We start from the raw sequence: 23,061 nt of genomic DNA, 5'->3' as shown, positions 1-23,061 counted from the left end.
GGGATTTCCGTTTACGGTAAACGCGCTACACTCTGCCCATTCATTTTGCGGGAGGCATCCATGCGGATCTGGCTTCTGGCGTTTGGCGTGTTTGTGGTGGCGGCGCTCGTGGCCGGTCCCGAGACGGGGCTGCTTGTTGCGATACTGGCGGGCCTGCTGGCTTATTTCTTGTGGCCGGCGCCTGCCGAAGAAAAGCCGGCCCGACCTGCACGCGCAGCCTCTACGCCCGAGGTGGCGCCATCAGGTGCTGGCCTGACCCGCTTTGATGCGCTGGCGCTGCGCGTGGCGCAGCTGGAACGCGAAATGGCCGAATTGCGCCAGCAGCTGGCAGAGCGACCCGCGCCGGCATCCTCCGCGGCGGAACTGCGCTTCAGCGAGCCCTTGCCCGCAGTGAGCGAGCCCGTGCAGGATGAGGTCGTGGCGCTACCGCCACTGCAGCCACTGCCCCTCGACAGTGCTGCCGAGCCGGCCACGCCGCTGCCAGAGCCAGCCCTCTCTGCGCAGGAAGAGGCAGGCAGTGCGCCGCTGGTCTCCCGCGCTCAGCCTGTAGCGGAAGCCGCGTCGCTCGCCGGCAGCGCAAGCAAGTTGCCTGAGACGGACTTGCCGCCTGCGCAAGCCAGCCCTGCATCGGTTGCACAGCGCCGGCCGGCGGTGGCACGCACACGCCGGCCTGCCGAGCCCGATCTGTTCCAGAAAGCCTGGCATGCCGCGCGCAACTGGCTGCTGGGCGGCAATACCGTGGTGCGCGTCGGCATCCTCATCCTCTTTTTTGGCGTGGCCTTCCTGCTCAAGTACGCGGCCGACAGCAACCTGCTGCCGATCGAGTTGCGGCTGGCCGGGGTGGCGCTGGGCGCCTGCGCTCTGCTCTTTACCGGCTGGCGCCTGCGCGAGAAGCGGCGCGGCTACGGGCTGATCCTGCAGGGCGGCGGGGTGGGCATGCTCTACATCACCGCCTTTGTCACGCTGAAGCTCTTCAACCTGCTGCCGGCCGGTGTCGTGCTGGTGTTTCTGGTGGTGCTCGCCGTGCTGTCGGCCCTGCTGGCCATACGCCAGGATGCGCGCTCGCTGGCCGTGATGGGCATTACCGGCGGTTTTCTGGCGCCCTTGCTGACCAGTACCGGCGGCGGCAATCATGTGATGCTGTTCAGTTATTATGCGCTGCTCAACGCCGGCATTTTCGGCATGGCCTGGTTCAAATCCTGGCGCTCGCTCAATGTGCTGGGCTTTGCCTTCACCTTTGGCGTGGCGACGCTGTGGGGCGTGCTGCGCTACGAGCCGGCGCTGCGCGCATCGACCCTGCCTTTCCTCGTACTGTTCTTCGCCTTCTATCTGGTGATCGCCATCCTGTATGCGCTGCACCGCGAGCTGCAGGTACGCCATTATGTCGATGGCACGCTGGTGTTCGGCACGCCGCTGCTGGGTTTCGGCCTGCTGGCGAAGCTGCTGCAGGGCGTGCCCTTCGGGCTGGCCTGGGGCGCGGTTGCACTAGGCGCGCTGTATCTCGGTCTGACCTTCTGGCTCAAGCGCGCCTATCCGCAGCGCCTGCATCTGCTCGCGGAATCCTTCCTCGCGCTGGGCGTGATTTTTGCGACGCTGGCGATTCCGCTGGCCTTTGATGGCCAGACCACGGCGGCGATGTGGGCGGTCGAGGGCGCAGCCATCGTCTGGATCAGCCTGCGCCAGCAGCGCATGCTGGCGCTCGGTTTTGCGCTGCTGCTGCAGGTGCTGGCGGCAGGCGCCGTGTTGCTGCACTGGAGCCCGGCCGCCGCTGCTGCCATGCCGGTCTTCAATGGCACCTGCATGGCCTCGCTGCTGCTGGCGCTGTCGGCACTGACCACGGCCTTCCTGCTGCAAGGCGCAGCCGCAAGAGAGTGGCTCCCGGCCTGCCGCGCGCTGGCCATCGTTTTTGCCGCGCTCGGCGGCATCTGGTGGTTTGTCGCCGGGCTGAGCGAAATGCAGCGCCTGGCCGCAGCCGCAAACCTGTCTTCGCTGTACCTGCTGTTTACCACGCTGAGCCTGGTGCTGGCCGGCGTGCTCGCCCAGCGGCTTGTCTGGCCAGACCTGCGCTGGCCGGTGCTGGCCCTGCCGGTGGTGCTGGCGGCATGGAGCCTGTATCTGCTGGCGGTGCCTGCGCATCCGCTGGCGAACTGGGGCTGGCTGGTGCTGCCACTGGCGTATGCCGCCGGCTGGCTGGTATTGAAGCGCCACGAGGAGGGCTTGCCGGGGGGCGCCGTGCTGCACCTGCTGCTGGTCTGGAGTCTGAGCGCCTTGCTGGCGCGCGAAACCGCCTGGCAGTTGCAGCAGCTCATCCCTGAGGGTATATGGCTGTATGTTGCCATCCCGTTGGCCTGTGGCCTGATACTGCTGCTTGTATCGTTGCTGATGCCGAAATGGACCTGGCCGGTGCAGCTGCACCGCACTGCCTATCTGCTGATCGCCCCCTTGCCCTTGCTGCTGGCGCAAGCGCTGTGGTTTGTGTTTGCGCTTGCCAGCAATGGCGATCCGGCGCCGCTGGCCTATCTGCCCTTGCTCAATCCGCTGGATGTGGCCGTCGGGCTGACGCTGCTGTCCGTACTGGTCTGGCTGCGCCTGCTTGCCCGTGAACAACTCTGGCGCGTGCCGGCGCAACTGCCGGCCTGGCTGCTGTGCGCCAGCCTTTTGCCCTGGCTGAGCAGCGACATCCTGCGCCTTTTCCATCACTGGAACGGCATGGACTACGGTCTGGCCACGCTGCTGGGCTCGCTGAAGGTGCAGGCTGTGCTCGTGCTGTTCTGGTCCGGCGTCGTGCTGGTGCTGCCGGGTCGCTTGCGCAGCGAGGCGGCGCGCCAGGTGGTGCAGCAGCTCTTTGCTGCCTTGCTGGCGCTGATGAGCGTCTGGGCGCTGCTGGCAAACCTCAGCGACGGGCAGGTGCTTGCGCTCGCTTACATCCCCTTTTTCAATCTGCTGGAGCTGGCGCAGCTGGCTGCCATTGGCGCGGTGTACGGCTGGTGGCGACAGGATCGCACCCACGCCGCGCAGCCGGGGCTGACCGAGCCGGCGGGCTTGCCCGGCTGGCTGCTGCATGGCGGCTGCCTGGCGCTTTTCCTGCTGCTGAATGCCGCACTGTTGCGGGCGTCGCATGCGGGCTGGCAGGTGGAATACTCGCTGCTTGGCATTTTCCGCTCGACCGGTTTGCAGCAACTCTTTGTCCTGCTCTGGCTGGGCGCGGCCGGGCTTGGCCTGTGGCTGGCCTGGCGCGAACGCGAATCGCGCCTGCTGCCGGTCGCCGGCGGCCTGCTGCTGCTGCTCTGGTTGTGGAGCTTCCATGCCCATGTTGCGGATTCCGGCGGGCGTATGGCGGTCGTGCCGCTCCTCAATCCGCTCGATCTGCTGCAGGCCATGATTCTGGTGCTGCTGGGGGTCTGGTTCTGGCTGATGGCGCGCCAGCGCGGCGCAGCGCTGCTGTCGGCGACGGCGCTGCGTGCCTTCTTCGGGCTGAGCGGTTTTGTCTGGCTCAACGCCGTGCTGCTGCGTACCGTCCATCACTGGACGGGCGTGCCCTATGTCTGGCGTGAGCTGATGCAATCCATGGTGGTGCAGACCGCGCTGTCGCTGTTCTGGACGGTGCTGGCACTGCTGCTGATGGTGCTGGCGACCCGGCGCAGCGACCGCGCGATCTGGAGTGCCGGTGCGGCATTGCTGGTGCTGGTGGTCGGCAAGCTGTTCGTGCTGGATCTCTCGCAGGTCACCGGCATTGCCCGCATCGTCAGCTTTATCGGCGTGGGCGTGCTGCTGCTGCTGATCGGCTATCTGGCGCCGCTGCCGCCAGCCAGCCGGGCCAGGGAAGGCAGGGAACAAGATCATGCATGAATGCGTGCTCGCCAGAGGGCAGCAGCTGCTGGCCTGCGGCGCTGTCCTGCTTGTGCTGGCGGCTTCGGCCCAGTCGTCTAGCCAGGACCGGGAAACGCCCGCTCATTACGCCGTGCGCCAGCCCATCGTGCTGCACGGCCAGGCGCCTGCCTACCGTTTCGATGTGCCGGCCAGCGTTTATGCCGCCAGCCGGCATGACGGCCTGCGTGACCTGCGCGTTTTCAATGCGGATGGCGAGCCGGTTCCCGTGGCGTATTCCCCGCTGTATGCCCGGCCCGCTGTGCGCGAACACCGGCAATCTCTGGCATTTTTCGCCGTGCCGGCGCTGGCCACCGAGCAGGTCAGCCAGGATGCCGACGGGCGCCTGCAGCTGCAGCGCACGGTGCCGGATACCCCGGTGGGCCTGCTGCTTGATGCCAGCCAGCTGCCGGAGGGCGACTGGCAGGCGCTGCGCCTGCAGCTGGCAGAGGCCACTTACCGTGGCCGCGTGCACTGGCTGCTCAGCGACGATCTGCAGAACTGGCGCACCGGCGGTCAGCAGGAGCTGCTGAAGCTGGCAGGCGGCCCCGGCCAGACTAGCATCGATCTGGCCGGCCAGCGGGCCCGTTACCTGCGGCTGGACTGGCTGGACAAGCCGCTGCAGCTGCACGGGGCCGAGCTGGTCTGGCATGAGCGCGCAGCGGCGGCTGCGGTGCTGCGCTGGAGCGCCTGGCAGCGCGCCACGCCTGGAGAGCACGCCGGCGAATACCTCTTTGACCTCGGCCTGCGCGCGCCGGTCGAGCGGCTGGAAATCCGCCTGCCGCAAGCCAATACCGTGGTGAACGCACGCTGGCAGGGGCGCGCCATGGCCCAGCAGCCCTGGCAGCCGGTTGCGCAGGGCAGGCTCAGTCAGCTCGGCGTGGCCTCCGTGGCGCTGGAGGATGTCGGTGGTGCGCCCTGGCGTTACTGGCGTCTGCTGGTCGATACGCGCCAGGGGGGGCTGGGGCAGGGTATGCCGGAGCTGCGCGCGGCCTGGCCGGCCGGGCAGCTGACCTTTATCGCACGCGGCAAGCCGCCCTTTGTGCTGGCCTATGGCCGGGAGCACGCAGGCGCTGCCCCGCTGACGCTGGACGAGCTGCTCGATGGCCAGCAGATCGCCATTGCTTCGGCCACGCTCGCCGCCCCCATGCTGACGGCCAACCGGCCCTCGGCCGCCAGTGCCGAAGCGGACAATGCGCGCTGGCGCAAGGCCGGGCTGTGGGCCAGTCTGGTTCTGGCGGTGCTGCTGCTGGCCGTCATGGCCTGGAAACTGCTGCGCGAGCCTGCGGCCGGGAATGATGGCGCTGATCAGGCTTGAGCCGATCGGGCGCGTTGATTATCGATCCGGCCCTTTGCTGTTTTCAGTCGTAGGAGCGAGCTTGCTCGCGATCAGCAAGGCCTCGCGAGCAAGCTCGCTCCTACGAAAGTTCAAACTTCTGAGAGCCGGATCAATAGCAGGTTCTGCACTGAAAACCGAGCTTCCAGCAGGACCGCCATACGCACGGCGCTCGATCAGCCGACAGGCCGGGCAAGCGTAGCGGCTTTGGCCAGGCTGGCACTGCCAGAGGGCCTTATTCCGGCCAGTCGGGCAAGCGCGGCAATCAGGAGCTGATTTGCCTCAAGCGCAAGCCGCATAAATGGTGCTAGCGTGTTGATAAGCGCCATGGTCGCGCAGCAGGAAACCCGTCATGCATGAACTGAGCCTTGCCGAAAACGTGATCCGCATCGCCGAAGACGCCGCCCGCCATGCTGCGGCAAAAAGGGTCAGCCGCGTGCGGCTCGCCGTGGGCGCCTTCGCGCATGTCGATCCGGACACGCTGCAATTCTGCTGCGAACTGGCGGCCCGGCAGACACTGCTGGAAGGCGCCGAATTTCTGGTGGAGCGCACGCCGGGCCAGGCCTTCTGCAAGGATTGCGCGCAGGATGTGGCGCTGGAACGCATCGGTTTTCCCTGCCCGCTGTGCGGCGGCTTCGATTTGCGCGTGACGGGCGGCGAGGAAATGCGGGTGCTGGATATTGCGGTGAGTTGATCTGGTGGGTATATGGCTGTGGCCATTTTCCATAAATGGTTGTGGCCTTATACCCATGGCTAATGGGCGGGAAGAGGGAGCTGGGCATGTGCACCACTTGCGGTTGCGGTCACGGTGAAACGACGATCAACGGCATCGCGCCGGTCAGGAAACGCCACGCCAGCGGGCCGCTGGGCGCCTACCGGCGGCTGGAGCAGGGCGCGGCGCACGCAGCTGAAGCAGCGCCGCTGGGCGCGGCGCATGCGCCCGAAGTCGACCCGGAACGCACCATCCGGCTGGAGCACGACATCCTCGCCAGCAACGACGCACTCGCCGAGGCCAACCGCCGGCAACTGGCGCAGCAGGGTATTTTCGCGCTGAATCTGGTGTCCAGCCCCGGCTCGGGCAAGACCACGCTGCTGGTCGAAACCATCCAGCGCTGGGCGCGGCAAACACCGGTGGCGGTGGTCGAGGGCGACCAGCAAACGGCGAACGACGCCGAGCGCATCCGCGCCACCGGCGCGCCGGCGGTGCAGATCAATACCGGCAAGGGCTGCCATCTGGACGCGCACATGGTCGCCGGTGCCCTGGCAACGCTGCGGGCCGAGAATGCGCTGCAGGACAACAGCCTGCTGCTGATCGAAAACGTCGGAAATCTGGTCTGCCCGGCGGCGTTTGATCTGGGCGAGGCGCACAAGGTCGCCATCCTGTCGGTGACCGAAGGCGAGGACAAGCCGCTGAAATACCCCGACATGTTCCGTGCTGCCGACCTGCTGATCCTGAGCAAGATCGATCTGCTGCCGTATCTGGATTTCGATGTGGATGCCGCCATCCGCATGGCGCGGCAGGTGCGCCCGGGGCTGGAAGTGATTCGCCTGTCGACCCGCAGCGGCGAGGGTTTTGACGACTGGCTGGCCTGGCTTGCTGCCGGCTGTGCCAAAGCACAGCGGGGCTGAGATGGATCGCCAGCGCCTGCGCCTCACCGTTCGTGGCATTGTGCAGGGCGTTGGCTTTCGGCCTTTCGTGTATCGCCTGGCGCACGAGCTGGGCGTGGCCGGCTGGGTGCGCAACGACGGGCAGGGCGTGACGCTGGAAATCGACGGAGATCCGGCCTGCCTGCAGGACTTTGCCCGGCGCTTGCAGCACGAGGCACCGCCGCTGGCGCGCATCGACGCCTGCGAAATGGTCATGGTGGCGGCGGGCGAGCCACATTGGGGGTTTGAAATTCTCGATAGCGACGCGGCGGCCGCATCCGTCGTCAGCGCGAGCATCGGTGCGGATTCCGCGGTCTGCCCGGCCTGCCAGTCTGAATTGTTCGACCCGGCCAACCGTCGCTACCGCTACGCCTTTATCAACTGCACCGACTGCGGCCCGCGCTACACCCTGGTCAGACACCTGCCTTATGACCGTGCTTCGACCAGCATGGCGGCGTTTGCCCAGTGCGCGCCGTGCCTGATGGAGTACCGCAATCCGCTGCACCGGCGCTTTCACGCCGAGCCGAATGCCTGCCCGGATTGCGGCCCTGCGCTGCGCTTGCTTGACGGGGAGGGCGGCGAAATCGGCGGCGATGCGATTGCCGAAACGCTGGCGATGTTGCAGGCCGGGCAGATTGTCGCCATCAAGGGGCTGGGCGGCTTTCATCTGGTCTGCGATGCCCGCAACGTGGACGCGGTTGCCCGCCTGCGGGAACGCAAGCACCGCGAGGAAAAGCCGTTTGCCGTGATGGCGGCGAATACCGCCTCGCTCGCCGGTATTGCGGTGGTGCATGAACACGAACGAAACTGGCTCGAATCCGCCGCGAGGCCCATCGTATTACTGAATAAAGCCCCCGGAGCCGCGTCTTGGTCATCGCCGTCATGCCGGCGAAGGCCGGCATCCAGCTGCAATGCTGATTCCTCCGGCGCTCTGGATACCGGCCTTCGCCGGTATGACGAGTCAGCGGCAGGAGTTAAGCTCCGCTTTGTGACGCAGAACAGAACGCAAGGCTTTTTAAAGGGTATTGCTCCTGGACTTAATGAAATCGGCGTATTGCTGCCCTATACCCCAATTCATTTTCTGCTGTTTCATGAGGCCGCCGGCCGCCCTGCGGGCACGGACTGGTTGGCAGAACAGCAAGACCTGCTGCTGGTAATGACCAGCGCCAACGCCAGAGGCGAGCCGCTGGTGACCGGCAACGCGGAAGCGCTGGCGCAGCTGGCCGGTATTGCCGATGCCTTCCTCATGCACGACCGCGATATCGTGATCCGCTGCGATGATAGTGTGCTGCGAGTCGGGTATGACGATGCAGCCCAATTCATCCGCAGGGCGCGTGGCTATACCCCACAAGCGGTGCCGCTGGCGCTTGCTTTGCCGCCGGTGCTGGCGCTGGGTGGTTTTTTCAAGAACACGCTGTGCGTGACCAGAGGACGTCAGGCCTATCTGTCGCAATACATCGGCGACCTCGACCGCGTCGCCAACTGCACGGCGCTGCAGGATGCCAGCACTCACCTGCTGCACCTGCTGCAAGTAAAACCGGAATGCATCGCGCACGACAAACACCCCGATTTCTACAGCAGCCAGCTGGCGCTGCAGCTGGCCGGGCAATGGCAGATTCCGTGCCTCGCGGTCCAGCACCATCACGCGCACATTGCCGCGGTGCTGGCCGAGCATCAGCTTGACGAACCGGTGCTGGGGCTGGCGCTCGATGGTGTGGGCCTGGGAGACGATGGAAAAGCCTGGGGCGGTGAGCTGTTGCTGGTCGACGGCAGCCATTATCAGCGCCTTGGCCATCTGCGCACCCTGCCCATGCCCGGCGGGGACAAGGCCGCGCGCGAGCCGTGGCGGATGGCCGCCAGCGTGCTGGTGGAACTTGGGCGTGGCGACGAGATCGCCGGCCGCTTTGCCGCGCAGCCTGCCGCCTGCCTCCTGAACCAGCTTTTGAGGCGCCCGCAGCCGGCCACCAGCAGCCTGGGCCGCTATTTTGACGCCGCCGCGGGGCTGCTGGGTGTTGCGCCGGTGATGAGTATCGAAGCGCAGGCCGCCATGCAGCTGGAAGGGCTGGCCGCGCGGCATGGCGCGTGTGCCGCAGAGCCGGGCCTGTACTGCATTACTGACGGCGTGCTCGATCTGCTGCCGCTACTGTCGGTGCTGGCTGATAGCCGTGACCCAGCGCACGGCGCGGCGCTGTTTCATTCTGTGCTGATCGATGCGCTGGTCGACTGGGTGGCAGAGGCGGCCGAACGTACCGGCATCCGCACGGTGGCCGGTGGCGGTGGCTGTTTCCTCAACGCGATCCTGTTGCGCGGCGTGCGGCAGAAGCTGCTGGCGCGTGGATTGCGCTTTTACACGAATCAGCTGGTGCCCTGCGGCGATGGCGGGCTGGCGCTGGGGCAGGCGTGGGTAGCACAGAGGAGCACGCGATGACTGGCGTCGTCTTTACGCTGGCGGAGGGGGTTTTAGCGCCTGCGGCGCGGGGTTTTACATGCCGGTTCCGCCCGGCGGACGGGAAGGGGGATTTGTCTCGGCAAATCCCCCTTCACCCCAAAGCCGAGCCCGGTCAGCCGGCCCTTCGGGCTGCCCTGCGATGCTCGCTTTTCCGGGGGCGCGGGACAACTCGGCCCTGCGGGCCTCAAACACGTCCCGCGCCTGATCCCGGAAAACCTGCGCTTCTCGGCGGCTTTCAGGGCGATCCCGTGCTAACAAATAGTCGTGTTTATCAATCAGTGTTAAAGCGCCTTCGCTTATTAAGAATGCCGATGCCCTCGCAGTCGCCGAGAAGCGCAGTTGCTGGCAGGGTTTCGACGGGGGGAGTGTTTGAGGGCGAAGCCCGAGTTGCCCCCCGTCGCTGCCAGCAACGAGCATCGCAGGGCACCCCGTCCAAAGGACGGGGCGACGGAGCGGGCGCGCCTTGGGGGTGTCGGGGGGCTTGGCAAGACAAGCCCCCTGACGTGCCGCCGGGCACCCCCGGCATGCAAACCCCGCGCCGCAGGCGCTAAAAACCACCAACACGGCTCGTCGCAGCACTGCGGCGAGACCATTATTGATGAGGTATCCCCATGTGCCTGGCAATCCCCGCGCGTGTCACCGAGCTGCTTGACGGCGACCGGGCGCGTATCGAACTGGGCGGCGTTCACAAGGACGTTTCCATCGCGCTAGTCGAGGATGTCGCTGTCGGCGACTACCTGATCGTCCACGTCGGCTTTGCCATCGGCAAGCTTGATCCGGTCGAGGCCGAGGAAACGCTGGCGCTGTTCGCGCAGATGGCAGAAATCGACCCCGCCAATCCCACCTCCTACCAGTGAGGCCGGCATGAAATACATCGACGAATTCCGCGATGGCGAGCTGGCCCGCGGGCTGGCGAAAGCGATTGCCGCGGCTGTGAACCCCGCGCGCGAATACCGGCTGATGGAGTTCTGCGGCGGCCACACCCACGCCATTTCGCGCTACGGCCTGCAGGATTTGCTGCCCGCCAATGTGCGGCTGATTCACGGCCCCGGCTGTCCGGTGTGCGTGCTGCCGATTGGCCGCATCGACAGCGCCATTGCACTGGCGACACAGCACGACGTGATTCTCTGCACCTACGCCGACACGTTGCGCGTCCCGGCCAGCGGCGGGCTGTCACTCTTGAGGGCCAAGGCGCAGGGCGCCGACATCCGAATGGTGTACTCGTGCGACGACGCGCTACGCATCGCGCAGGAGAATCCCAACCGCGAGGTCGTGTTCTTCGCCATCGGCTTCGAAACCACCACGCCACCCACCGCCGCCATCATCCTGCATGCGCAGCGGCTGCAGCTTTCCAACTTCAGCGTGCTGTGCAACCACGTGCTGACGCCGGCGGCGATGGTGCACATCATGGAAAGCCAGAACGATCCCGCCGCCGTCGCTATTGACGGCTTTGTCGGCCCCGCGCATGTCAGCACCGTGATTGGCTCGGGGCAGTACGAAGGCTTTGTCGCACGGTATCAACGACCCGTCGTCATCGCCGGCTTCGAGCCGCTCGACGTCATGCAGGCCATCCTGATGCTGATCCGCCAGATCAACGACGGCCGCGCGGAAGTGGAAAACGAATTCACCCGTGCCGTCACGCGCGAGGGCAACCGCAAGGCGCAGGGCCTGTGCGAACAGGTATTCGAATTGCGCGAAACCTTCGATTGGCGCGGCCTTGGCGAAGTGTCGCTGAGCGCGCTGAAAATCCGTTCTGAGTTCGCCCGGTTCGACGCCGAAGTGCGCTACCGAGTCGGCTACGCGCAAGTGCCCGACCACAAGGCCTGCGAATGCGCCGCGATTCTCAGAGGCCACAAGCGCCCGGCGGACTGCAAGGTATTCGGCACAGTCTGCACGCCCGATCACCCGCTCGGTGCGTGCATGGTGTCGTCCGAGGGTGCTTGTGCGGCACACTATACGTATGGGCGGTTCAGGGTTGAGGCGTGAACAACTCGGGTAGGATGGGTGGAGCGCAGCGATACCCATCATGATTACCCGCAACGATACCCTTCACCGATCCGGCAATTTATCCAATCGGAGCTTTCATGACCAACTATCGTCGTGATCGTACCTGCGGTGGCACCTGGTTCTTCACCGTCAATCTCGCCGAGCGTAACCGGCAGTTGCTGGTGGAGCAGATTGAGGTATTGCGCGAATCATTCCGGCAGGTGATGCGGGTTCATCCATTCAGGATTGACGGCATTGTGGTATTGCCCGAGCATTTGCATGCCATCCTCACTTTACCGGCAGGCGATGCGGACTACGCCTTGCGCTGGCGGCTGATCAAAACCGGGTTTTCCCGTTCACTTGCGCGTATGGAACGCATTTCGGCCAGTCGGCGCAGCAAAGGTGAGAGAGGTATCTGGCAACGGCGATATTGGGAACACCTGATTCGCGATGACAACGATTTTGCTCGCCATCTGGATTATCTGCATTTCAATCCGGTGAGGCATGGCCATGTCCAGCACGTTCGCGATTGGCCTTGGTCTTCATTTCATCGCTATGTGAAACTGGGGTTGTTGCCGGTCAATTGGGGTGATGGTTTGGCGGTTGACGGGGAGTTTGGAGAGGGATGATGGGTATCGCTTCGCTCAACCCATCCTACGTGCTGGGGCGGGCCAAACTCTCGAAAGCCGGCCCGGCGCGCGTTCGCGCCGTGCTGTACATGGCTGCGATTGTTGCGATCAGGTACAACCCGCACGTCAAAGCGGTCTTTGAACGATTGATTGCACGTGGCAAGAGCAAAATGTCTGCGCTGGGAGCTGCCATGCGCAAGCTGGTGCATTTGTGCTTCGGGGTACTGAAAACGCAAAAAAGATACCAAGCGGACTACCAAAATACTTGACCGGAAAGACGGTATCTACGTGCTCGTTTTGATAGGAGTTGATCGAAAATGAAATTGCTGATGATGTGTCTAATGTGCTTTTTAGCTGGGATGGCATCCGCCAGCGTATATCGCTGTCAGCAGAAAAATGGCAAGGTAGAACTTAGAGATTTTCCCTGCGATATGGCTGGTCGTCCAGCTCCGATTGTTAATTCGTCGCCATCTAGCCTGGGTTCAAGTAATGAGAATTACGAGCTAATGTATAAAAATTGCATGGATTTGATTTCTAAATATGACGTGCGTGCGCCATTATTGCGCTGCAAGAATGGCGATTCTGTGTGTGCTAAAAATGCGGCAAATGAAATGAATGTTATTTTTCAAAGGCTGATAGCTCAGCCAGGCTGGGTGAAAAATCGATGCGACATTTTACTTAAAAGCGGCGGTGGTGGTGATGATGCTCAGTTTTCTGTTGTTGGGGTTGTTCGTGGTTGTAAGTATTTTGTTGCCGAGCAACGTGGTAGCTATTCCTTGATTGAAGAATGGAGCTGTTATCGTCCATATCGTGGTGATGTTGGTTATGGAGACATAGAATCATATGGTATTCAGGATGTAAGTCTCAATGGAATGAAGTGCTCTTTATATGTGGATTCGTGGCTTCTTGGGAAGAGTAGGGCGGCAGAAAAATTGGCTGAAAAATGCCAATAAATTTGCTGCTTACGTGTCGGGTTTCGCTTGATTATCTTCCTCGGCGTAGCCCGTAGGATGGGTGGAGCGCAGCGATACCCATCATTTATTACCAACGGCGCTGCGCGCCACCCACACTACACACCGATTTACAACTCATTAGGTTCTTCCATGAAAACCTACACCCGCCCCCTCGATCTGAAACATGGCCGCGTGGACATGAGCCACGGCAGCGGCGGCCGGGCGATGGCGCAGCTGATCGACGAGTTGTTTGCCCGCCATTTCGCCAACGACATCCTTTCTGAACAGGGCGATGGCGCGTGTTTTGCGCTGCCGGTGGGTGCGGGCCGCATGGTCATGGCGACCGATTCGCACGTCGTCTCGCCGTTGTTTTTTGCCGGTGGCGATATCGGTTGTCTGTCGGTGCACGGCACGATCAATGATGTGGCGATGATGGGCGCGAAGCCGCTGTATCTGTCAGCCGCCTTTATTCTGGAGGAAGGTTTTCCGCTGGCGGATTTGCTGCGCATCGTGCAATCCATGGCGCAGGCCGCGCGCGAGGCGGGCGTGCCGATCGTCACCGGCGACACCAAGGTGGTCGAGGCCGGCAAGGGCGACGGGGTGTTCATCACCACCACCGGCATTGGCGTGGTTGCAGAGGGTATTGACCTGAAGCCCTCCAATATCAGAGTGGGCGACAAGATACTGGTGTCGGGTATGCTGGGCGATCACGGCGTGGCGATCATGTCGCAGCGCGAGAATCTCACCTTCGAAACCACCATCCAGTCCGACACGGCGGCATTGAATGGGCTGGTGGCGGCGATGCTGGATACGGTTCCAAATATTCATGCACTTCGCGACCCGACCCGCGGGGGGCTGGCCGCGGTGCTGAACGAATTCGCCCAGGCCAGCTGCCACGGCATGCTGATCCATGAAAAAGCGATTCCGGTGCGCAGCCAGGTTTCTGCTGCGTGCGAGCTGCTGGGGCTGGATCCGCTGTATGTGGCGAACGAGGGCAAGCTGGTTGCCTATTGCGCGGCGGAGGATGCCGACAAGCTGCTGGCGGCGATGCGCGCGCATCCATTGGGTGCGGATGCGGCGATCATCGGCGAGGTGATCGCGGATGCGAATGCTTTTGTGCAGATGGAAACCGTTTTCGGCGGCCGGCGCATGGTCGACTGGATCAACGGCGAGCAGCTGCCGCGGATTTGCTGAGGGTATTCAGGAGCTCGACTGCTTGGCATGGGTTGAGCGAGTGCGAAGTTCAATATGGCATCTCTTGAGCGTTGGGCTTCGCTTCACTCAAACCAGAAAGACTTGATTCTTTCTGATGATGTCTCTGCTTCATAATCGTCATCCCCGCGTACGCGGGAATCCAGATGAGGGTGTGAAATCAAGCCTTGCTCTGGATGCCCGCGTTCGCGGGCATGACGAAAAAGGGTGTCTGAAAGAGAGGCATAATCAGGTGATTCCTTTGGGTATTGCTCTATAGCCCTTTCTTGTAAATGGATGCGGCTATATGGGTTGCTATGTATATATCGGCAAACCTGCACAGTAACAGGCCGGCTTGCGCCGGCCTGTTTTGTTTCAGCCCACCATCTCCCGCAGCTTGTCCAGCAGCGTATCCAGCTGCGCCGGTTTGCTCAGCATGCCGGCAATTGGCGGCAGGTAGCTCTGCTTTTCATTCAGTGAAAAGCGGAAGTGTGTGTGCTGGTCGATGCCGGTGAGCAGCAGGATGGGCGTGTGGCGAATCTCGCGGTAGCGCGAATCGGTTCGTTCGTCGCGGATCTGGTAGACCAGCTCGAAGCCGGCGGTGTCGGTCTCCAGCATGGCTTCCGTCACGATGGCGTCGGGCTTTTCGGCCAGTGCCAGTTTGCGGCCTTCAACAGAAGAGTGTGCGCAGCACACCGTGTAGCCCTGTTCGCCCAGCTGGGCGGCAAGCTGTTCGCACTGCGCGGTGTCGTTGTCGATCAACAGAATTTTTTTCATGGTGATGGTCACTCGGCTGGCGGCTTACTTCAGCAGTTCGTAGATCACGTTGCGTTTTTCCCAGGCTTCGTTGCGCTCGTACATGTCGATGGGGAATTCCATCTGCTTGAGTTCCACGGGCGCGGCCTGCTTGTCGACGAGGCCGAGTGCCAGCGCCACGCCATACAGAATCGCCTCGGGACGGGGCGGGCAGCCGGGGATGTAGTAATTCACCGGCAATACCTTATCGGCGCCGCCGGTGACGTTGTAAGTATCAAACCACGCGCCACCGCCGGTGGCGCAGGAACCGATGGCGAACACCAGTTTCGGGTTCGGAATCGCCTCGTAGGCGCGCTTGACCAGCGGCAGTGTCGGGCGGGTGACCGCACCGGAAATCAGCATGGCATCGGCGTGGCGCGGCGAGGCCACCAGCTTGATGCCGAAGCGCTCGACGTCATAAAACGGCGTGAGGATGTTCAGGATTTCGATGTCACAGCCGTTGCACGCGCCGGTGTTGCAGTGATAAACCCAGATCGATTTCCCGAACATGCGTTTGCAGAGATTCTTTAACATGGTCTGCTCCTTGTAATTACTGCGCCAGCCCGGCTGGTGCCAATTTCGTCATTCCGGCGCAGGCCGGAATCCAGGGCTTTATTGCCAAATGCACTCTGGATGCCGGCCTGCGCCGGCATGACCTGCTGTTTATTTGTCGCTCGGGCGCTGGTAGTTGTCGGATTCCTTCAGCAGCGCGGGATCGAAGGTTTCGCTGGTTTTGCGGATCAGCGCGCGCTGTTCGAGGTTGTCGTAGCGGAAGCCTTTCAGGTTGATGCGGTCGATGGCGTTGGTCTTTTCCATCTCGTAGCAGCGCCCGCAGCGCTGGCAGGTCATCATGAAGAGTTCCATGCGCGTGGTGATGTCTTCCTTCTGGTCACACGCAATCTCGAAGCTGTTGCTCATCGTGATGGCCTTTTCCGGGCAGATGTCGGCGCAACGGCCGCAATAGGTGCAACGTCCACCGTCATACAGCATTACGCGCAATTCCTGGCACACGTCGCGCACCAGAATGCAGCGCGCCGGGCAGTGATCCGAACAGCCGCCACAGCCTATGCATTTCTGGTGGTCAAATACCGGCTGGCCGCGCAGGTTTTCCGGTACCGGCGGGCGCTCGTTCGGGTAGTCGAGCGTGACCACGCCCGGCTTCATCACCATCAGGATCTGTTTGATTTTGCTGGTTAGCCACATGATGATCTCCCAATCAGAGGACGACGGCGGCGGCAATCGCGCCCAGCGCAATCAGGAACAGCACGCCGAAATAGCGGATGGCCTGATCGATGCGGTAGCGCGGGTGGGTGGCGGACAAGAGCCCGATCAGCAGGAACACCAGCGCAGTCAGCGCCAGCTGCAGCGCCAGGTCGGCGAGATAGAAGCCAGTCCCCAGGAGCGGCACAAACATGGCGATCGGCAGATAGGCGTAGAACATCTGCTTGAGCATCATGTAGTACTTGAACAGCGCGTAGTTCGGGCCGCTGTACTCGATGAAGGGGCCGCCCAGCAGTTCCTGCTCGGCCTCGGCCATGTCAAAGGGCTGGCGGGCGACAAAGGCCTGCAGGCCAAAGAGACTGACCACGATCATCACCACGCCGGGCAGGCCGAATGCCGCCATCGGCGTGCCGTAGATCACGGCGCCGAGATCGAGGCTGCCGGTTTTCAGTACGCCCAGGAGCAGGATCATGAACAGAATCGGCTCGACCATGATCATCGTCGTCATTTCCCGGCTGGCGCCGATCAGGGCGTAGATGTTCTTGCTGGCAAACGCGCCCAGCAGCACCGCCACGCCGCCCAGCGTGAGCAGATACACCAGCGAGATCGCGTCGGCATACTGGGTCAGCGCGGTGGCGCGGCCGGCCATCGGCAGGATGGCGATTACGCACAGCATCGAGGCAAACGCGATCAGCGGGGCAAGTTTGAATGGCAGGATGCCGGTTGAATCGATGTTTTCCTTGCCCAGCAGTTTCAGGATGTCATACAGCGACTGCACCAGCGGCGGCCCCTGGCGGTTCTGCACGCGCGCGGTGACGCGGCGCACGATACCGTCAAACAGCGGCGCGAGTGCCAGGAAAATCAGCAGGTTGAGAAACACCTGCAGGATGGATAGCAATGTAGGGAGCGGGGTGGAGGTCATGGTTTAGCCCCTCAGCATGGTTTGCAGTGAGTGCGACGGTGATTGCGCTCGGCGCGACAGCGCGTCGAGCTCGGCCTTGGTGATCGAGCTTGATTGCCCGGTCTGCAGATCGACCACCGCCACCCGGTCGGTGCACGAGAAACAGGGGTCGATACTGCCCATGATGATGGGGAAGTCGCCGAATTGTTCGTCGAGCAGCATCAGCGGTACGGCCTGCAGATTGGGGAAGGTCGGGGCCCGCACGCGCCAGCGTTCGGGGCGATTGTCTTCGCCGGTGATCACGTAGTGCACCGATTCGCCGCGCGGCGCTTCGACGACCGTAATGGCATGGCGCTGCGCCGGAATCTTGTCCTTCATTTCCACAAAGAATTCGCCGCCGGGCATCTTGTCCAGACACTGGCGCACGATCTTGATGGCTTCGAAGGTTTCCACCACGCGGATGACCAGCGTTGCCCACACATCGCAGCTATCCAGCACCGGTACTTCGAATTTCATTTCGTCATATGCGGCGTAGGGGTGATCACGCCGGGCGTCGATATCCACGCCGCGCGCCCGGGCTACCGGCCCCACCAGGCTCCAGTCCAGCGCCTGTTGTTTGGTGATGGTGCCCACGCCCTTGGTGCGCTTGTGGATCGAAGTGTCTTTCTCGATCGCACGGTGGATGATGGTCAGGTCATCCTCGATGTTTTTCATCACGCGGCGGATGTCGTCGGCGATTTCCGGCGTGATGTCGCGGCGCACGCCGCCGACCAGAATCATGCCGTAGGTCTTGCGGTTGCCGGTCAGGCGCTCGCACAGCCACATGATCTGCTCGCGCACGCGCCAGGCCTGCATGAACACGGTGTCGAAGCCGATCAGGTGGCCGGCTACACCGAGCCACAAGAGATTCGAGTGAATGCGCTCGAATTCCAGCATCATGGTGCGGATGAACTCGGCCCGGCGCGGGATGATCAGCCCGGCCGCCGATTCCACCGCCTGCGAAAATGCGGTGGCATGCACCGAGCCGCAGATGCCGCAGATGCGCTCGGCAATGAAGGGCACTTCGTTGTAGCTGATCTGCGTGGTGCAGAGCTTTTCAATCCCGCGGTGGGTCATGAAGCCGCGATAGTCGCAGCCCTTGATTGTTTCGCCGTCGACATACACGGCAAAGTGCTCGGGCTCGTGCAGGCTGGGGTGAAAGGGGCCCACGGGGACGATCTTGGTTCCCGGCGGTGCTTCGTCAAGCTCGTAGGCGACATCCTCGGCGCCCTTGGGAACGAAGTTGTGCGGCACATCCTTTCTGAGCGGGTAGATGCCGTCCGGCCAATCATCCGCCAGCACCAGTTTTTTCGGTTTCGGATGGCCTGCAAAGCGCAGGCCCAGCAGATCGGTGACTTCGCGCTCGGACCAGCCGGCCGAGGGCAGATCGGGGGTGATCGATTCGATCACCGGGTCGCCCACCGGCGCGCTGGTGCGGCAGCAGACAAACTGGTCGCTGTCGTCCAGCGCGAAAGTGTGGATCATGCCCAGCGTGCCGTCGCGCTCGATGTTGTCGTAGCCGACGCTGCACAGATAGCGTGCACCTGCCGTGGTGATGATTTTGCTGGCTTCGCGGATTCCGGCGCGCTTCACGTCGATGAAGATCGTGCGCGGGTCGGTTTTCTCGACACACACCACATCGTCACGCAGGCGGGCGATCAGTTTGGCTTCGAGTTCTTTTCGTTTTGACATCACCTTGCTCCCAATCAAGCGCGCACGTTGCCGCCGGTCCACTTCATGAATTTCTTGAATGCATCAAAGATGTGGCTGCTCAGATAGCGGTTGGCGTTGTTCAGCGTCTGGTAGCCGCACAGCCAAACCGGCGCACTGCGCTCTTCGGCGCCACCGGCGCGGCGCAGCCACAGCGCGACGAGTCCTGCCACAAGCAGCATGGCCACCATCACCAGCGGCAGCGAGAAGGCCACAGGTGTCCCGGCACTGCCCAGGAAACGGATGCCGGAATAGCTCTGTGCCAGCGTGTCGAAGACGGCGGGCGTGCCCAGTGCCTGCGAGAGGGTTCCTTCCGATGTCGCCAGCACGCGGCCGAACAGGGCCACGAACAGCCAGGGGAAGAAGCCCTGCAGCAGGCAGACCGCAGCAAGAATGGCCTTGGGCGCGAGCATGGCCTTGCTGACTTCGTGGACGTTGTTTTTCTCGTTCCACTCCACGCCGACCGAGGTAAAGGTCATGCCGTAGAGCTTCACGTAGGTGGCGAGCGTCATCGCACTGGTGACCAGCGCAACCACGCCGAAGATCACGAAGATGCCGGCTGCCTTGCCCGACAGCAGGGTGGAGGCAACGATGGCCCACTTGCTGGTAAAGCCCGAGAAGGCCGGCACCCCCGATACCGCAATCGCGGCGATGCCGGCGATGATGGCGGTGACCGGCATCAGTGCGAACAGACCGCCGAGTTTGTCCAGATCCTTGGTGCCGGTGGTGTACTGCACGCTGCCCACGCAGAGGAACAGCAGACTCTTGAAGATGGCGTGATTGAGCACATGCAGGAAGGCACCGAGGATGGCCAGCAGCGCCAGCGTATGCAGCGCGGCATCGGGGCCGAGGTAGAAGCGCGCCGCGCCAATCGCCAGAATGATGTAGCCGATCTGGCCGATCGAGCTGTAGGCATTCAGGCGCTTCGCATCGACCTGTTTCAGCGATTGGGAGGTGCCGATGAACAGTGTGACCACACCGATCAGTGCCACGGCCAGCCCCCAGTACTGCAGCTCGCGGGCCGGCATGCTCTCCGGGGTCATCCAGAACAGCGTGCGGAGCATGCCGTAGATGCCGGTTTTGAGCATCACGCCCGAGAGCAGTGCGCTGATCGGCGAGGGGGCAACCGAGTGGGCATCGGGCAGCCAGAGCTGGCCCAGCGGGAACATGCCGGCCTTCATGCCAAAGCCCAGCAGCACGAGCGCCAGCATCAGCGTACGCAGGCCGGTATCCAGCATCCCGAGCTGATCGGCAATCTGGTGCAGCGGCGTACCCCAGCCGCAGCCCGGAATCATCAGCCCGGCAGCAAGTACCGCTGCCCAGGCCAGTTCCATCAGGATCAGGTATTTGTTGGCGCTTCTGACGATGACCGGGTCCTTGTGGTCGAAGCGGATCAGGAAGAAGGACGCGAGCGTCATCATCTGCCAGGCAATCGTGAAGCCGGTGCTCAGGTCATCGACCGTCACCAGCGCGATCATGCCGGCGATGAAGACGGGGTAGCAGAAATGGAAGCTGCGCAGGCTGTAATGGCGGTAATGATCCATCTCCATGTAGCCGATGCAGTAGAACGCGGTCACGGCCGCGACCAGCGAAATCAGGACAATGAACACCGCGGAAAAGCCGTCGATCAGCAGCGGGATGGCGAGCCCGCCCCAGGGCAAATCCACATGCAGATCAAAGCTTGCCGGTGCACTGTTGCCGTTGAGTACCTGGATGGCCAGGCCGCTAAACACGAGGCCGGCGGCCAGGGTGGCGAGAAAATTGAGCGCGCCGGCCCACTGGCGCTTGCCGGAAAGCCAGGGGGTGATGACGGCGCAGCCGAGCAGTAGCCCGATTCCGGTCTGCAGGCTCTGGTAAATTGACTGATCCATTTAGTGACTCCTTCCTGCGTGTCCCGCCAGCAAGGCGATGACCATCTCGGCGCTGTCCTGGATGTCCGGACTCATCTGCATGCCAAAATCGATGTTTTCTGCGGCAATGCCCAGCAGATACACCTGCTTGCCGTGCTGTTCCAGAATGCTGCTCGCCATCGACAGCGCCAGTTTGTGGGTGCTTTGACCAAGAAAGACCCCGTCGCCTGTTTCGAGCTCGGTCAGCCGGCCCAGTACCAGCGAGCCTGCCGGCTGGCCGCTGCCCTGCACGGCATCGACGACCAGAATGTGCTCGACCGGGCTCTCGGCCAGCCGGAAGACGTAGTTCTCGATGACGTCCTCGGCATTGAGCACCTGATGCGGTGTGCCGTCAGCCAGGCAGGCTTCCAGCTGGTCGGCGACGTAGCAGCCCACGGCATCGTCGCTGCGCAGGGTATTGCCGATGCCGACGATGCCGGTTGGTCGCGTGAAAATGTGCGAGAGATCGGCCGAAAAGCTTGAATCTGTTCGGCTCATATCTGCTCGCCCAGTGTCTTGATCTGGCGGTAGGTGTAGACCGGCCCGTCGGTACAGACAAGCGTACGGCCCACCGCGCAATGCTGGCATTTGCCGATGCCGCATTTCATCTGGCGTTCCAGCGTCGAGATGATCGCGTCCTCGCTCATGCCGCGCTTGAGGAACTCGCCGATCACGCTGTTGAACATCACCGGCGGGCCGCAGACAAAAGCCACGCTGTTGTCCACCGGTACATTCGCCTTTTCGATCAGCTGGTTCACGTAGCCCACTTCGCCGCTCCAGCCTTCTTCGGGACGATCGATGGTGATGAAGGTCTCGAAGCCGGCGTTTTGCTGCCATTCGCGGATGTCCGGCTGGTACATCAGGTCCTTGCTGCTGCGCGCACCGTACAAGAGGATGATGCGGCCGAAATCCTCGCGGTGCTGCAGTGCATGCACGATGGAACTGCGCAGCGGAATCAGGCCGATGCCGCCGGCCACGTAGATGATGTTCTTGCCCTTGATCTCGTCAAACGGAAAGCCGTTGCCGAACGGGCCGCGCACGCCCAGCTTGTCACCAGGCTTCAGCGCATGCAGGGCGTGCGTCACCTTGCCCACCGCGCGCACCGAGATGTGGAAGCGATCGTTTTCCGGGCTGGGTGGCAGCGACACGGCAAATTCACCGGCACCGAACACGGTGCACATGATGAACTGGCCCGATTTGATGCGGAACTCGCGCTCGACATCCTTGTTGGGAAAGGACAGGTAAAAGGTTTTGACCTCGGGGATCTCGTCGCGGATCTCGTCGATGTTCACCACTTCGGGGAAGGTCACAATCGGGCACAGGCCGGTTTCTTTGCAGTTGCCGTGATTGCCGTGGACTTTGGACATCAGTTTTGCCCTCCGGTGATTTCTCGGCGGATGTACTGCACGACATTGGGTAGCCCGATGTCGCCCGGACATACCCACTGGCAGCGGCCACAGCCGACACAGCCGGGGCGCAGGTATTTTTTCGATTGCGGGTAGGAGAGCTTGCAGAAGAAGCGCTTGTTGCGGCGGTCTTCCACCGGCTGGCGCGGGTTGTGGTCGCCGGCCATGCGGGCATAGCCCTCGAAGGAACAGGAATCACGCATGCGCAAGCGTTCGCATTCGCCGCACGCCGTTTGCGTGTCCTCGATGTTGAAGCAGCTGCAGGTCGGGCAGACAAAGGAGCACGCGCCGCATTCGAAGCACTGGTCGCCGATGTATTCCCAGGTTTCCTGTTTCACGAACCCGGTGGTGATGCGGTTCATCACCTTGGCCACCCAGGCCTTGTTGTCGGTCGCCATTTCGGGGAAGAGGTCGATGCTGCGATCGACCACCGCCTTGAATTCCTTGGCATGCCGTGGCGTCGCGACCTGCCACTGATGGGCGTCGGCAATCGCCTGCCCCTTCTCGCTGCCCACGCGCAGCAGATAGCCGTCCTGCAATTTGGTCAGGTCGAGATCGAAGCCTTCATCGGCGTCCGGGCCGGAGTGCGTGCACACGCAGAAGCACTGCGGGAAGGGATGCAGACAGGTGTTGCTGATCAGCAGGCACTGGCGGCGATGCGTGAGGTACACGTCGTCGACGAACTCCTGGCCGAGGAAAAAGCGGTCGAGGACCAGAATGCCCGAGAGATCACAGGGGCGCAGGCCGAACAGCGCCTTGGGGCGCTCGAAATACTGTTTGCTCATCGCGACGCTCTGGTTCTCGGCGTCGTACTTGTATTTGAGGATGCGCTCCATCTGCGGGAAGAGGATTTCCTTCACCGGCATCGACGGAATCGGCGCCTCCAGATCCAGCGCGGCGGGCGTCGCCAGCTGGTCGAAAAACACCTGTTTGGTCTGCGGCTCGACCTGCGGGCCGTACACGTCGTAGCTGGCCTGCAGCTCGGTGACCAGCGCGCTGATTTCGCCGGAGGACAGGATGTACATGGACATGCTCATTCTTC

The 23,061-nt window shown here is 62.8% G+C and carries 20 protein-coding genes; 11 read left to right on the top strand and 9 right to left on the bottom strand.

Going from position 1 to position 23,061, the window contains the following annotated elements; genetic code table 11:
* Positions 1-60 precede the first annotated feature (60 nt).
* From C515_RS21690 to hypE, 11 genes are all read left to right on the top strand, one after another.
* Positions 61-3,849, top strand: coding sequence for a DUF2339 domain-containing protein (locus tag C515_RS21690; protein ID WP_051305044.1), 3,789 nt, complete (start codon positions 61-63; stop codon positions 3,847-3,849).
* Entirely contained in the window at positions 3,842-5,185 is a 1,344-nt protein-coding gene (locus tag C515_RS0116655; RefSeq protein WP_028456419.1) for a DUF3999 domain-containing protein, read from the top strand. The genes C515_RS21690 and C515_RS0116655 overlap by 8 nt, the downstream gene beginning before the upstream one ends.
* A gap of 370 nt (positions 5,186-5,555) precedes the next feature.
* The gene (gene hypA / locus C515_RS0116650) at positions 5,556-5,897 is read left to right on the top strand and encodes a hydrogenase maturation nickel metallochaperone HypA (RefSeq protein ID WP_028456418.1); all 342 of its coding nucleotides are present in this window, start codon (positions 5,556-5,558) and stop codon (positions 5,895-5,897) included.
* Positions 5,898-5,983: 86 nt separating this feature from the next.
* Complete coding sequence (gene hypB, locus C515_RS0116645) at positions 5,984-6,832, top strand: hydrogenase nickel incorporation protein HypB (protein ID WP_028456417.1); 849 nt, start codon at positions 5,984-5,986, stop codon at positions 6,830-6,832.
* 1 nt (position 6,833) lies between these two features.
* Complete coding sequence (locus C515_RS0116640) at positions 6,834-9,278, top strand: carbamoyltransferase HypF (RefSeq protein WP_028456416.1); 2,445 nt, start codon at positions 6,834-6,836, stop codon at positions 9,276-9,278.
* 632 nt (positions 9,279-9,910) lie between these two features.
* The gene (locus C515_RS0116635; RefSeq protein ID WP_028456415.1) at positions 9,911-10,156 is read left to right on the top strand and encodes a HypC/HybG/HupF family hydrogenase formation chaperone; all 246 of its coding nucleotides are present in this window, start codon (positions 9,911-9,913) and stop codon (positions 10,154-10,156) included.
* Positions 10,157-10,163: 7 nt separating this feature from the next.
* Positions 10,164-11,285, top strand: coding sequence for a hydrogenase formation protein HypD (gene hypD, locus C515_RS0116630; RefSeq protein WP_028456414.1), 1,122 nt, complete (start codon positions 10,164-10,166; stop codon positions 11,283-11,285).
* 98 nt (positions 11,286-11,383) lie between these two features.
* A complete protein-coding gene (locus C515_RS0116625; protein WP_028456413.1) occupies positions 11,384-11,914 on the top strand; it encodes an REP-associated tyrosine transposase in 531 nt (176 codons plus the stop codon).
* A complete protein-coding gene (locus C515_RS0116620) occupies positions 11,911-12,183 on the top strand; it encodes a transposase (RefSeq protein WP_211234096.1) in 273 nt (90 codons plus the stop codon). The genes C515_RS0116625 and C515_RS0116620 overlap by 4 nt, the downstream gene beginning before the upstream one ends.
* A 48-nt stretch (positions 12,184-12,231) precedes the next feature.
* Positions 12,232-12,867 carry a DUF4124 domain-containing protein gene (locus C515_RS23785; RefSeq protein WP_144290520.1) on the top strand — a complete coding sequence of 212 codons (636 nt, stop codon included), beginning with the start codon at positions 12,232-12,234 and terminating at the stop codon, positions 12,865-12,867.
* A gap of 27 nt (positions 12,868-12,894) precedes the next feature.
* Positions 12,895-14,061, top strand: a complete 1,167-nt coding sequence (hypE, locus tag C515_RS0116615; protein ID WP_281170880.1) for a hydrogenase expression/formation protein HypE — start codon at positions 12,895-12,897, stop codon at positions 14,059-14,061.
* 372 nt (positions 14,062-14,433) lie between these two features.
* Here the strand turns inward: hypE and C515_RS0116610 are convergent, their stop codons facing one another.
* The 9 genes from C515_RS0116610 to C515_RS0116570 all read right to left on the bottom strand — a co-directional run bounded on the left by C515_RS0116610 (position 14,434) and on the right by C515_RS0116570 (position 23,056).
* Positions 14,434-14,835 carry a response regulator transcription factor gene (locus C515_RS0116610; RefSeq protein ID WP_028456410.1) on the bottom strand — a complete coding sequence of 134 codons (402 nt, stop codon included), beginning with the start codon at positions 14,833-14,835 and terminating at the stop codon, positions 14,434-14,436.
* Between the two features lie 24 nt (positions 14,836-14,859).
* Positions 14,860-15,387: an NADH-quinone oxidoreductase subunit B family protein gene (locus tag C515_RS21685; RefSeq protein WP_034639288.1), complete on the bottom strand. Its 528-nt coding sequence runs from the start codon at positions 15,385-15,387 to the stop codon at positions 14,860-14,862.
* A 129-nt stretch (positions 15,388-15,516) separates the two neighbouring features.
* Positions 15,517-16,056: a 4Fe-4S binding protein gene (locus C515_RS0116600; RefSeq protein ID WP_028456409.1), complete on the bottom strand. Its 540-nt coding sequence runs from the start codon at positions 16,054-16,056 to the stop codon at positions 15,517-15,519.
* Between the two features lie 13 nt (positions 16,057-16,069).
* Positions 16,070-16,996, bottom strand: a complete 927-nt coding sequence (locus C515_RS0116595) for a respiratory chain complex I subunit 1 family protein (protein WP_028456408.1) — start codon at positions 16,994-16,996, stop codon at positions 16,070-16,072.
* A 3-nt stretch (positions 16,997-16,999) separates the two neighbouring features.
* Positions 17,000-18,706 (bottom strand): hydrogenase large subunit, encoded by a 1,707-nt coding sequence (locus tag C515_RS21680; protein WP_245575055.1) that lies wholly within the window; start codon positions 18,704-18,706, stop codon positions 17,000-17,002.
* Between the two features lie 14 nt (positions 18,707-18,720).
* Positions 18,721-20,595, bottom strand: a complete 1,875-nt coding sequence (locus tag C515_RS0116585) for a proton-conducting transporter transmembrane domain-containing protein (protein ID WP_028456407.1) — start codon at positions 20,593-20,595, stop codon at positions 18,721-18,723.
* Positions 20,596-21,111: a hydrogenase maturation protease gene (locus tag C515_RS0116580; RefSeq protein WP_028456406.1), complete on the bottom strand. Its 516-nt coding sequence runs from the start codon at positions 21,109-21,111 to the stop codon at positions 20,596-20,598.
* On the bottom strand, positions 21,108-21,980 hold the full coding sequence (locus C515_RS0116575; RefSeq protein ID WP_028456405.1) for an FAD/NAD(P)-binding protein: 873 nt from the start codon (positions 21,978-21,980) through the stop codon (positions 21,108-21,110). Before C515_RS0116575 ends, C515_RS0116580 begins: the two co-directional genes overlap by 4 nt.
* On the bottom strand, positions 21,980-23,056 hold the full coding sequence (locus C515_RS0116570; protein WP_245575054.1) for a 4Fe-4S dicluster domain-containing protein: 1,077 nt from the start codon (positions 23,054-23,056) through the stop codon (positions 21,980-21,982). The genes C515_RS0116575 and C515_RS0116570 overlap by 1 nt, the downstream gene beginning before the upstream one ends.
* Positions 23,057-23,061 lie beyond the last annotated feature (5 nt).

The sequence above is a fragment of the Chitinilyticum litopenaei DSM 21440 genome (genome assembly GCF_000428145.1).
Classification (GTDB): Bacteria; Pseudomonadota; Gammaproteobacteria; order Burkholderiales; family Chitinibacteraceae; genus Chitinilyticum; species Chitinilyticum litopenaei.
The sequence above is the reverse complement of the archived record's forward strand: the minus strand, read 5'-3'. Positions and strand labels throughout refer to the sequence as shown.

Coding starts and splice junctions, on each gene's coding strand:
- C515_RS0116635 (WP_028456415.1), top strand. CDS start 9,911: ATGTGCCTGGCAATCCCCGCGCGTGTCACCGAGCTGCTTGACGGCGAC.
- C515_RS0116625 (WP_028456413.1), top strand. CDS start 11,384: ATGACCAACTATCGTCGTGATCGTACCTGCGGTGGCACCTGGTTCTTC.
- C515_RS0116640 (WP_028456416.1), top strand. CDS start 6,834: ATGGATCGCCAGCGCCTGCGCCTCACCGTTCGTGGCATTGTGCAGGGC.
- C515_RS21680 (WP_245575055.1), bottom strand. CDS start 18,706: ATGTCAAAACGAAAAGAACTCGAAGCCAAACTGATCGCCCGCCTGCGT.
- hypD (WP_028456414.1), top strand. CDS start 10,164: ATGAAATACATCGACGAATTCCGCGATGGCGAGCTGGCCCGCGGGCTG.
- C515_RS0116585 (WP_028456407.1), bottom strand. CDS start 20,595: ATGGATCAGTCAATTTACCAGAGCCTGCAGACCGGAATCGGGCTACTG.
- C515_RS0116610 (WP_028456410.1), bottom strand. CDS start 14,835: ATGAAAAAAATTCTGTTGATCGACAACGACACCGCGCAGTGCGAACAG.
- C515_RS0116580 (WP_028456406.1), bottom strand. CDS start 21,111: ATGAGCCGAACAGATTCAAGCTTTTCGGCCGATCTCTCGCACATTTTC.
- hypB (WP_028456417.1), top strand. CDS start 5,984: ATGTGCACCACTTGCGGTTGCGGTCACGGTGAAACGACGATCAACGGC.
- C515_RS0116600 (WP_028456409.1), bottom strand. CDS start 16,056: ATGTGGCTAACCAGCAAAATCAAACAGATCCTGATGGTGATGAAGCCG.
- C515_RS0116655 (WP_028456419.1), top strand. CDS start 3,842: ATGCATGAATGCGTGCTCGCCAGAGGGCAGCAGCTGCTGGCCTGCGGC.
- C515_RS21685 (WP_034639288.1), bottom strand. CDS start 15,387: ATGTTAAAGAATCTCTGCAAACGCATGTTCGGGAAATCGATCTGGGTT.
- hypA (WP_028456418.1), top strand. CDS start 5,556: ATGCATGAACTGAGCCTTGCCGAAAACGTGATCCGCATCGCCGAAGAC.
- C515_RS21690 (WP_051305044.1), top strand. CDS start 61: ATGCGGATCTGGCTTCTGGCGTTTGGCGTGTTTGTGGTGGCGGCGCTC.
- C515_RS0116595 (WP_028456408.1), bottom strand. CDS start 16,996: ATGACCTCCACCCCGCTCCCTACATTGCTATCCATCCTGCAGGTGTTT.
- C515_RS23785 (WP_144290520.1), top strand. CDS start 12,232: ATGAAATTGCTGATGATGTGTCTAATGTGCTTTTTAGCTGGGATGGCA.
- C515_RS0116570 (WP_245575054.1), bottom strand. CDS start 23,056: ATGAGCATGTCCATGTACATCCTGTCCTCCGGCGAAATCAGCGCGCTG.
- C515_RS0116620 (WP_211234096.1), top strand. CDS start 11,911: ATGATGGGTATCGCTTCGCTCAACCCATCCTACGTGCTGGGGCGGGCC.
- C515_RS0116575 (WP_028456405.1), bottom strand. CDS start 21,980: ATGTCCAAAGTCCACGGCAATCACGGCAACTGCAAAGAAACCGGCCTG.